Origin of the sequence: Micromonospora sp. U21, assembly GCF_018070045.1 — a bacterium.
GTDB lineage: Bacteria > Actinomycetota > Actinomycetes > Mycobacteriales > Micromonosporaceae > Micromonospora.
Window position 1 is genome coordinate 1 of record NZ_JAGPYK010000066.1, and the last position, 9662, is coordinate 9662.

At 68.9% G+C, this 9662-nt stretch carries 8 protein-coding genes and 3 pseudogenes; 6 read left to right on the forward strand and 5 right to left on the reverse strand.

The window, feature by feature from the left end:
• The 3 genes and pseudogenes from KBX63_RS34580 to KBX63_RS34585 all read left to right on the forward strand — a co-directional run.
• Positions 1 to 104, forward strand: a pseudogene (locus KBX63_RS34580) (IS5/IS1182 family transposase); the annotation flags it as partial.
• Between the two features lie 142 nt (positions 105 to 246).
• A complete protein-coding gene (locus KBX63_RS36990; RefSeq protein WP_374102302.1) occupies positions 247 to 492 on the forward strand; it encodes a glycine betaine ABC transporter substrate-binding protein in 246 nt (81 codons plus the stop codon).
• 144 nt (positions 493 to 636) lie between these two features.
• Positions 637 to 1005: a MerR family transcriptional regulator gene (locus KBX63_RS34585; RefSeq protein ID WP_210918640.1), complete on the forward strand. Its 369-nt coding sequence runs from the start codon at positions 637 to 639 to the stop codon at positions 1003 to 1005.
• 311 nt (positions 1006 to 1316) lie between these two features.
• Here KBX63_RS34585 and KBX63_RS34590 read toward each other — a convergent pair whose 3' ends face one another.
• The 3 genes and pseudogenes from KBX63_RS34590 to KBX63_RS34600 form a co-directional block, all read right to left on the reverse strand.
• A complete protein-coding gene (locus KBX63_RS34590) occupies positions 1317 to 2243 on the reverse strand; it encodes an NADP-dependent oxidoreductase (protein ID WP_210918635.1) in 927 nt (308 codons plus the stop codon).
• A gap of 270 nt (positions 2244 to 2513) precedes the next feature.
• Positions 2514 to 3182, reverse strand: a pseudogene (locus KBX63_RS34595) (helix-hairpin-helix domain-containing protein); the annotation flags it as partial.
• Positions 3183 to 3374: 192 nt separating this feature from the next.
• Positions 3375 to 3773: a VOC family protein gene (locus KBX63_RS34600; RefSeq protein ID WP_210918636.1), complete on the reverse strand. Its 399-nt coding sequence runs from the start codon at positions 3771 to 3773 to the stop codon at positions 3375 to 3377.
• 9 nt (positions 3774 to 3782) lie between these two features.
• Between KBX63_RS34600 and KBX63_RS34605 the strand changes: the two genes are divergently transcribed.
• Positions 3783 to 4349 carry a hypothetical protein gene (locus KBX63_RS34605; protein WP_210918637.1) on the forward strand — a complete coding sequence of 189 codons (567 nt, stop codon included), beginning with the start codon at positions 3783 to 3785 and terminating at the stop codon, positions 4347 to 4349.
• 465 nt (positions 4350 to 4814) lie between these two features.
• On the opposite strand, the pseudogene KBX63_RS34610 reads toward KBX63_RS34605, so the two are convergent.
• Positions 4815 to 4973: pseudogene (locus KBX63_RS34610) on the reverse strand (IS256 family transposase); the annotation flags it as partial.
• 44 nt (positions 4974 to 5017) lie between these two features.
• On the opposite strand from KBX63_RS34610, the gene KBX63_RS36195 reads away from it, so the two are divergent.
• A complete protein-coding gene (locus KBX63_RS36195) occupies positions 5018 to 5200 on the forward strand; it encodes a hypothetical protein (protein ID WP_247663935.1) in 183 nt (60 codons plus the stop codon).
• On the opposite strand, the gene KBX63_RS34620 is transcribed toward KBX63_RS36195, so the two are convergent.
• On the reverse strand, positions 5184 to 8135 hold the full coding sequence (locus KBX63_RS34620) for a S8 family serine peptidase (protein ID WP_210918638.1): 2952 nt from the start codon (positions 8133 to 8135) through the stop codon (positions 5184 to 5186). The two genes, KBX63_RS36195 and KBX63_RS34620, sit on opposite strands and share 17 nt — an antisense overlap.
• 282 nt (positions 8136 to 8417) lie before the next feature.
• Here KBX63_RS34620 and KBX63_RS34625 point away from each other — a divergent pair, with 282 nt between their 5' ends.
• Positions 8418 to 9401, forward strand: coding sequence for a hypothetical protein (locus KBX63_RS34625; protein WP_210918639.1), 984 nt, complete (start codon positions 8418 to 8420; stop codon positions 9399 to 9401).
• Positions 9402 to 9662: the final 261 nt, after the last annotated feature.

The following is a 9662-nucleotide window of genomic DNA, read 5'->3' on the forward strand; positions in this document are numbered from 1 at the left end:
ACCTGTACCTGGCCGCCGCCATCGTCACCGTCCGTCAACTCATCCAACGGGCACGGGTCCTCTACCGCTGGGATACCCGGCCCACCACCCGCCGACTCAAGTGACACCTATTGCCGGTCGCTCTTAGCCGGTTGATGCAGCGTTCGGCGACGTTGCGTTGCCGGTGGGCGTTGCTGGCACAGTCGGGTGGTCGGCCGCCGTGGCTGCTGCCTTGCTGCCAGCGGTCGGCCTGTTGGTCACTGGGCTATGGGTACCGGAGTATTCCGAGCTCGCCTCAATCGAAGACCGCGCGGGTGCCGACCTCGGCGGCAAGGTCTACGGCATCGAGCCGGGTGCCGGTCTCACAGCCGGACCCAGAGGATGCCGCCCGCCTACGGTCTCGACGGCGAGTACGAGCTCATCGCCTCGTCGACCGCGGCGATGCTCACCGAGCTGAAGTCCGCGAGCGAGAAGCAGGAGGACATCGCGGTCATCAACGCCCGAAACGCCTGAGAAAGCCACCTGTGTTCCAGTTCTCCACATTCCGACAGCACCCCCGATGCGGCGGCGCCGCACCGGGGCCACTTCCGACACGTGGGTAGACTGAATCTCACACCCATGTCAGGTGAGAACGGGGAGGTAGAGGTGACCGCCACCATTCGAATCGGTGAACTCGCCGCCCGTACCGGGGTGAGCGTGCGATCCCTGCGCTACTACGAGGAGCAGGGACTGCTGACCAGCCTGCGCAGTCCAAGCGGTCAGCGCCGCTACATCGAGAGCCAGGTCGAACGGATCCTTCTCATCCAGCGGCTGTTCTCCGCCGGCTTGAGCAGCCGGACGATCGTCGACCTGCTGCCCTGTGTCGAATCACCGGGTGAGGAAACCTCCGACGCGGCCGCGGAGCGGATGCGCCAGGAGCGCGACCGGCTCGATCGGCACATCGAGGACCTGATCCGGACCCGCGGCGAACTCGACGATCTGATTACCGCCAACCGCGCTCACCGCCGGGAACTCGCCCGCGTCTGACCCGCGTAGTGACCCGATCCGCCGGGACCGGACCGATACCGACCGGTCGGTCCACCGCGTCGTCCATGCGATTCGGGTACAGGTTCGGTGGGTGGATGTGATTGCCGCCTGTCCGCCGAACCCCGGCTCATGCGGGGGTGCGACATCGCCGCTGTGGCGTAAGCGACTACTTGTGCGAGCGGCGCCGGTGACTGCCACGCTGGCGCCAGCCGGAACTGGCGTGTCGGTGGACACGCCAGTTCTGGACGAGGCCTGCCGTGCCATCGGTAGGAGCGGGCACGATCTCCCGGACCGATCGGCCTCGACGGTGATCAGGCGGGGAACGTGATGATCACCTTGCCGGTGGTGTGACCGCTTTCGACGGCGGCCAGAGCCTCGGCGGCCTGGTCGAAGGAAAACGAGCGGGTGATGTGCGAATCGATCGTGCCGGCCACCATCAGTGCGGCGACCATGTCCAGCCCTGGTCGGTCGAGCCGGCGGACGACGAACGTCCCGCCCAACTCCGGCACCGACATGTCGGCGACGGAGATCAGCCGCTTGACGTCCTTGACCAGGCCGGCGACCGACCGCAGCGAGTCACCGCCGACCAGATCGATCAAGCCGTCCACGCCGGCGGGCGCCAGCGTGCGGACCTGCTCGGCCACGTCGCCGGCGTTGTAGCTGACGAAGGTGACGCCCAGCGATTCGGCGACCGGCCGCTTACCGTCACTGCCCGTGCCGATCACCTTCAGGCCACGGGCTCCGGCGAGCTGAGCGGTGACCAGGCCGGTGCTCCCGCCGACGCCGTTGATCAGCACAGTGGCGCCTTCGGGCAGGTCCAGACCATCGAGGGCGTCCAGCGCCGTGGTGCCCGAGACGGGAATCGTCGCCGCGCTCTCGTAGGAAAGCTTCTCCGGCTTGCGCGCCACGTTCGCCGCCGGCAGCACGGTCGTCTCGGCGTACGTTCCGGCGCCGTTGAGCGCGAACCCGAACACCGCGTCGCCAACCTGGATATCGGTGACGCCCGCCCCGACCGCGAGCACGTCACCGGCGGCCTCCATGCCCATCACCTGCGGGAAGGGAACGTGCCCATTCAGCGCCGGCACGTTGCCGGACCGAAGCAGGCTGTCGAGGCGGGCCACTCCGGCGGCCCGCAGCCTGATCAGGAGCTCCCCCTCCCGCGGCTGCGGATCGGGGCGGTCGAAGTAGGTCTGCACCTCGGGCCCACCGAAGGCGCCATATCCGAAAGCTCGACTCATGGTCGCCTCTCTCTGCTCTGCGTTGATGGCCGAACGCTAATTGCTGACACCGGCGTCAGTGGCAAGGTTCTGTAGCCGGCGTCACGCCGACTCCACGGGTGAACACGGCTCAGCTGCTGACCGGGGCGGCAGCCTCCGGCTTGAGGGCAACGGCGGCCCGCGCTTCTACGACTGGGCCTGGCTCGACGACGTCTGCCCCGACGCCGACGACGACGGCCGGCACAGCCACCTGATCCGCCGCAACACCACCACCGGTGAGAGCTGGCCTTCTACCGCTGCTGGGCTGTCATGCGGGATGCCGACGGCCTGGGCGATGGTGTCGGCGGTTTTGAAGCCGATGCCCCACACGTCGGCTGCCAACCGGTACAGGTCGTTGCGCACCACCGAAATCAAGGCGTCGGCGTACTTCTTGAAGATCCGCACGGCCAGAGACGTGGACACCCCGACGCCTTGGAGGAAGACCATCACCTCCTTGATGGCCGTCTGTTCCTCCCACGCGGCGGTGATCTTCGCGGTGCGTTTCGGCCCCAGCCCGGGCACCTCGACCAGCCGGGAGGGTTCCTCCTCGATGACCCGCAGGGTGTCGAGGCGGAAGTGGGCGACGATCCGCTCGGCGAATACCGGGCCGATGCCCTTGACCAGGCCGGAGCCGAGGTAGCGCTGTATGCCCTGGATCGTCGCGGGCAGCACAGTGGTGTAGGAGTCGACCTCGAACTGCCGCCCGTACTGCGGGTGCGACGACCACCGGCCCTGCAGGCGCAGGCTCTCCCCGGGCTGGGCGCCGAGCAGCGCACCGACCACCGTCAACAGATCGGAACCGCGGTCGGTGGCTACCCGGGCGACGGTGTAGCCGGTCTCCTCGTTGACGTAGGTCAACCGCTCCAGCACCGCGTCCAAGACCGCCAGGGGCGGGCGGGTGGGAGCCGGCACGGCACCTATCGTGCCGCCCACTGCTGTGACATTGCCACCCACCCTCTCTCTCACGTCGCCCGTGAGGTCCCCCAGATAGCGTGGAGGCCACGATTCCGGGCGACCGACATCAAGCTCTGGCTCTGGCAACGTGGACTTCGGCGAGCTACGCGCAGACGATGCGTTCGATGCGTTTGCGGACACGGACCGGCGTCGCCGTGATCAGTCGTCCTGGCAGAGGCAGAACGGGTGCCCGCTGGGGTCGAGGAAGACACGGAAGTGCTCAGCCTCGTCCGGGGACTCCCGCCGTACCGCGCCCAGCGACTCCGCGTACGCCTGCGCGGCGTCCAGGTCCGCCACCATCAGGTCGAGGTGGAACTGCTGCGGCACCTGACCGTCCGGCCAGGTCGGCGCGCGGAACGACGTGGCCTGCTGGAACATAAGCTGGGCGCCGTCGGCGGACCGGATCGTCACCCAGTCGTCCGAGTCGTCCTCGGGGTCGACGGTCCAGCCGAGCAGGTCGGCGTAGAAACGACTCAGCTGTTTCGGGTTCGGAGTGTCGAGCACGGTCGATCCGAACCGGATCGCCGGCCTGGTCACCTCGGCACTGAGAACATTCATCGCACCATCATGCCAGGGACCGGACAGACCGGCCTCGAGGTCGTGGTGCACGAGCGCCGCGCCGAGCTGATGGCCGTCGGCATGAGCATGTCAGGCTCGTATGAGCCGAGTATGCGTTCGGTGCTCGCGGGCCGGGAGGGTTCGTGGGGATTGGAGCTGCTCGATGTAGTCCATGTCGACCCCGCATTCGCGCTGTCACGCCCGCATCAGCGACTCCTCCGGCATGTACTTCGGAAAGGTCAGGAAGTCGACGTCGGGAACCCGTTCCTGAAGCAGGTCGACGTCCTCGTGGACGCCGTTCCCGACCTGAAGTCACCGGTTGAACTCGTTGTAGACGAGCCCACCCGTGGTGGTCCCCTTCGTCCATCCGGTGAAGTGCCCGGCCATTCTGATGGCGGCACGAGGCGAACCCAGAAGGCATCCTCGTGCGGGTCCTTTGAGCGGCGATCGGCAGAGTCGTCGGCTCGCTGCTGGCACCGGTCGGCCGGCAGCTCGGGGGTACCCGCGAAGGTCACCGCCGTAGCGTGCGTGTTCGCCGGTCAGGAGATCGCCATGCGTATCGTCCGGACGCTGTGAGGGTCGCGACCGACCGCGCCCGCACGACGTTGGAGCCGAGGATCCCTGGGTAACCCGGGACCTCGGCTCGGCGTATTGAGGGGGCGGCAGGGGCGGGACCACCCTCCGGGGGGTGGGGAGGGGTCGGGTGCCCCGCCCACTGCCGCATGGACGCTCGCACCGCATCCGGTGTACATGCGCCGCCTGGCCATGCACCGTTACATCCGGTTCACACCGTTACTTCGGGTTGCGGCTTGCACCTACAATGCTCGGTTGACCGCCTGGCTCCGACCCCTCAGGAGCGACCCCATGTCTGGCGCCGCGCCCTCACCGAACCCGCAGAGCCATGGACACCGCCCCTTCTACCCGCGCGGCAAGGTGTATGGCCACGCGTGGCAAATCACGATCGACGATGCGATGGACGCAGCCTCCGCCGCTGGGTTCCGCCCGGGGCTGTCTCGCTAACGGTGTTTCCGGCGATTTTGGTTAGTAGGTTTCAGCGGCGGGGAAGCGGTCGCTGAAGGTGATGGCGAAGGCGTTCAACGCGGGTTTCCAGCGCATCGTCCATCGGGTTCTGCCTGCTCCGGTGGGGTCCAGGGATCGGGTCACCAGGTACAGACACTTCAACGCGGCCGGTGCTCGCGGCCCTCGCTCGGCTCACCGAGGACGACCGGGAACTGCTCACCCTGATGGCCTGGCAGAACCTGTCGAGCCGGGAAGCCGCCTGGGTCATTGGCTGCTCCACCGCGACCTTCTTCGTCCGTCTGCACCGGGCCCGAAGACCGCACGTCGTACGGACCGTCCGGGGCGCGGCGGCCTGCCGCGCCCCGGACGGGTCAACCGTTCAGCGCGCTCTCAGCCGCCGATGCTGACCAGCGTGCCGGCACCCTTCGGGTACTCGACGTATGCGGTGGCCGGTCGGTCGGTGCTCACGCCGGACCATGACCCGGTCACCGTGATCGACACACCCTGCTTGGTCGTCGGAGCCTTCGGCGAGACCGAGAACGTGCCGACCGGAGCGGTGCCACCACCCACGACGTTCGACTGGATCGTGTACGGCGTCGACGACGTACCCGGCGCGTCACCCAGGTCGACCACGGCCGCCAGATAGTCGCCCGGGGGCAACTGGGCCACGCTCACCCGCGCGCGGTGCGCGTAGTCACTCAGCCCGACCAGTGCGAACTGGGTATCGCTGATCGGACGGCCGATCAGCAGGTAGAGCGCCGCATCCGGGTTGTCCGTGGTGACGAAGAACTCGCCCGCCTTGCTCCCCTGCGGAACGGTGAACGAGAAGTACTGCTCCGGGTTGCTGGCCGAGATCTCGCCCTTGACGAGCGGCCCAGCGATGGGGTGGTGACCCGTGAGCGTGAGCTTCGCGCTGCCCGGAGTCACCGGGAAGCTGACGGTCCCCTGCGCGCCGCTGCCGGCTACGCGATCCGGAGCGAGCACTGAGAAGGGCGTGATCACGATCGGGCTGCGGACGCTCACGTGCCGACTCCCGGTCCAGGTCAGCGATCCGACGACCGGGACGGCCGATGGCGCGGCTCGCTGGGTCAGTGTGATCTTGACCCGCGCCTTCTGGCCCGCCTTGGTGAAGAGCAGCGTGGACGGCTGCACCTGCACCTTGATGCCCGGCACGTCCGCAGACGCCCGGTAGATGCCGGGCCGGGTGGCGGTGACCGTACGGGTGATGGTCTGCGACCCGAGGAGTTGACCGACCGCGATCGAGGGGTAGTTCAGGTCGCTCGGGTCGACCGGCCGGACGTTCGGGCCCGCGTTCAGACCCTGACCGGCCTCGTACGCCAGCCAGTCCGCGTTGGTCGAGTCGTACACCAGGCCCGGGTCCAACATCCGGCGCGGGTTGACCTCGCCGGCGCCCTGCGCGAACGGATCGGTGTTGACGCCTCCGGTAGCGGTCTTGGTGTCCACCGCTGTCGTCATGAGGGCCGACTTCACGGCCATCGGAGACCAGGTCGGGTGCGCCCCGAGGTAGAGCGCCGCGAGGCCCGAGATCTGCGGTGTGGCCATCGAGGTGCCCGAGAGGAAGTCGAAGTTGTGGCCGAGGTTGCTCGGGGGCGCCACCGCGGCGAGGATGCCCACGCCCGGCGCGGCGATGTCCGGCTTGATGAGATCGCCCTTGTTGGCGTTCGAGGGGCCGCGCGAGGAGAAGGCGGCGATCTGCGGGTACGGCGTGTTCGACGAGCCGCCCGGCTGCAGGACGGCGGTGGCACCCGGCGTGGTCGAGTAGTTCCGGACATCCGTGGCGCCCGGCACGTTGAGGTGCACGGTCGGCACCTGGTGCAGGTCGCCGTCGACGTCCAGGTCGCTGGTGTTCACCAGCACCATGCCGACGCCGCCGACCCGCTGCACCTCGGCCGACTTGGTCGGGCGAGCGGTGACGCCCCGGTCGCAGACGACGATGGTCCCGGCCACCTTCGCCGGGTCGAGGGTGGCGTCCTTGCAGAGCGCCGCGTCGCCGTCCGACGCGGCGGGCAGCTTGACGTTCTGCGCGAGCACCAGGGGCTTGGGGCCAACCTGGCCGGTGACCGTGGTGCTGCCGCCGACGAACGTCCGGCCGTCGCCGAGCTTGAGGGTCGCCTCCATCGGTGCCAACGTGCTGGCGGCGACGGTGGTGACCCACGGCGCGGTGTTGTCCAGGCTCGCCGACTCGGGGCCGGCGTTGCCGGCCGCTGCCGAGACGAAGATCCCGGCTGCCGCCGCGTTCCGGAAGGCCTGCTGGATCGGGCTGTCGAGCCCGGACTCGAACGTGCCGCCGACCGAGTAGTTGATGACGTCGACACCGTCGGCGACGGCCTGGTCGATCGCCGCCACGATGTCGGACGTCATGCCGCCGTCCCGCTTGCCGTCCTTGCTGCTCCAGAGTGCCTTGTAGACCGAGATCGACGCGCCCGGCGCCACACCGGAGATCTCGCCCAGGTCCCGACCGCCCTCCGTCACCGTGACGTCGGCGTCACCGGCCGCCGTGGAGGCGGTGTGGGTGCCGTGGCCGTTCCCGTCGCGGGGAGAGACGAAGTCGCCGCGGTTCTCTGGCGGAACGAGCGACAGCCAGCCGTCTCCGAAGTACCGGGCCCCGACGATCTTCGAGTTGCAGGCGCTGGCGGTGAACTCGTCCCCGGTCTGACAGGTGCCGCTGAAGGTCCCTCCGTCGGCCTTGCGCATGGTGATCGAGTCGCCCTTGCGCTGCGGCCGGTACGGGTCCTTGGGGGTGGCCGGAGCGGTGCCGATCGGCGCCGCCGCGAACGACGCGCTCTCCGGCCAGATGCCGGTGTCGATGTCGCCGATCACCACGCCCTTGCCGGCCTTCGCGGTGCCACCGAGCGCCGACCACAGCCCTCGCCGCCCGGACAGGCCCAGGAAGTCGGTGGCCGTCGAATCGGAGGCCACCTTGTTCCACCCGTCCGGGGTGACGCGGAGGACGCCGGGCTGGTGGGAGAGCCGGGCCACCTGGGCGCCCGTCAGGTCCGCGGTGAACCCGTTCGTCACCACCGAGTAGTGCGTACGGGCTGTCGCGCCGACTGAACTGGCGACGCGGCTGTGCCGGTCCTTCAGGTAGTCCCGGTAGCGGCTCGCGTCCGTGCTGTGGACGTCGGTCCGGGCGTTGGGGGCAGCCGCCGTCGACGGCAGGCCGGCGACCTCGCCCTTGTACGCGGCGATCGGCGCGTCCGACAGCGTGACGATGTACCGACCGGTGCCGAGGTGACGCGACGTGGGGGTGGGGACGGTCAGGTCACCGGCCGCCTGGACGGGCGATCCGGGCAGCACCGCGAGCAGCGACGCGATGGTCACCGTCGCTCCCCACGCCAGGCTGTTCCTTCGTGACGGTAAGGTCACGCGCTCCTCCTCCGCTGTGGTGCCGGAGCAGCGACTCCGGCCCGTCGTCGTGGCGCCACGACCCGCACGACGGCGGCGTGGCACGCCCGGGTTGAGGCGGTACGGCCGCCCTTCCCGGCGAGGTGAGTGAACGCCGCGCTTCCGGAGAGTGTCCAGATAATCTGGTGGCGTCCTTGGTCAACTGGCCAAGCTCGTCACTCGACGACCCGTGCCCCATCCGACGGAGGTCGACCATCCATGCTGCGAGCCCTGGGCATCTCCGACGGCGATGAACGGACCTATCGGGCCTTTCTGCCCGGCGGTGAGCTGACCGCACCGGAGGTCGCCAAGGTGCTCGCGGTGACGGTGGCCCAGGCCCAGCGGTCCATCGCCCGACTCACCGCGCTCGGGATCCTCCGAAGGACGACGCGCGGGCACTACCAGGCGGTGAACCCGCAGACCGCCTTGGTCCCGTTGCTGCGGCAGCGGATGTTCGAGGCCGAGACCACACTGGACGCCGCGCGCGGCGAGGTCGAGGCGATCACGGTGAGCTACCGGGAGGGGCAGCTCCGCGGCAACCCGGGCAACCTGCTGGAGGTGCTCTCCGGGCGTGCGGTCGTCGTCGACCGCCTGGAGGAGCTGAACCGGTCGGCCAGCAGCCACATCTGGGTCCTGGACCGGCCGCCCTACCTGGGTCAGCCGGACGGCACGCTGTACAGCAACGAGGACGAACACGCCATCACGCGGGCCTGGATCGAGCGCGGCGTCGAGGTTCGCTCCATCTACTGCCCGGAGTCGATGGAACGCCCCGGGCGGTACGCGACGCTGCTCGAACTCGCCGCGATCGGTGAACAGTCGAGGCTGCTGCCGGCGCTGCCCTTCAAGCTGCACATCATCGACAAGCGCATCGCCCTCATCCCGCTCTCCGGCGGGACCTATGACGGTATGGCCGTCCTCCACCCGTCCGGCCTGCTGGACGCGGTGATCGAACTCTACGAGGCGTACTGGGCGCGCGCCGAGCCGATGACCGGGTCGATGCTGACCCAGGACCAGGACCTCAACCAGGACGACGTCCTGCTGCTCGGGATGTTGAAGGCCGGCCTGAAGGATCAGGCCATCGCCCGGCAGTTGGGCATGAGCACCCGTACGGCCACCCGCCGTGTCGCCGTCGTCCTGGCCAAGCTCGGTGTCCAGACGCGCTTCCAGGCCGGCGTCCGCGCCACGGTCCAAGGGCTGATCTGAAAGTCCGGCCCGAGCGGGAAGCACACAAGCCCGGGACCGAAGCGGTCCCGGGCCGGTGCGTCGCGCGCTATCTGATTACTTGATCAGCTTCCAGGGGCCGTTCTGGACACATGGTTCCTGGCCACGGGTGAGTTCCCCCGCTTCTATGGAGCTTCTTGATCATGGTCTGATGGCCGTGGGGAGGAAGTCGTCCGTGGCAGCACCGAAGAAGTACCCCGACGAGCTACGTCAGCGCGCTGTGCGCTTGTATCGCGAGTCGGA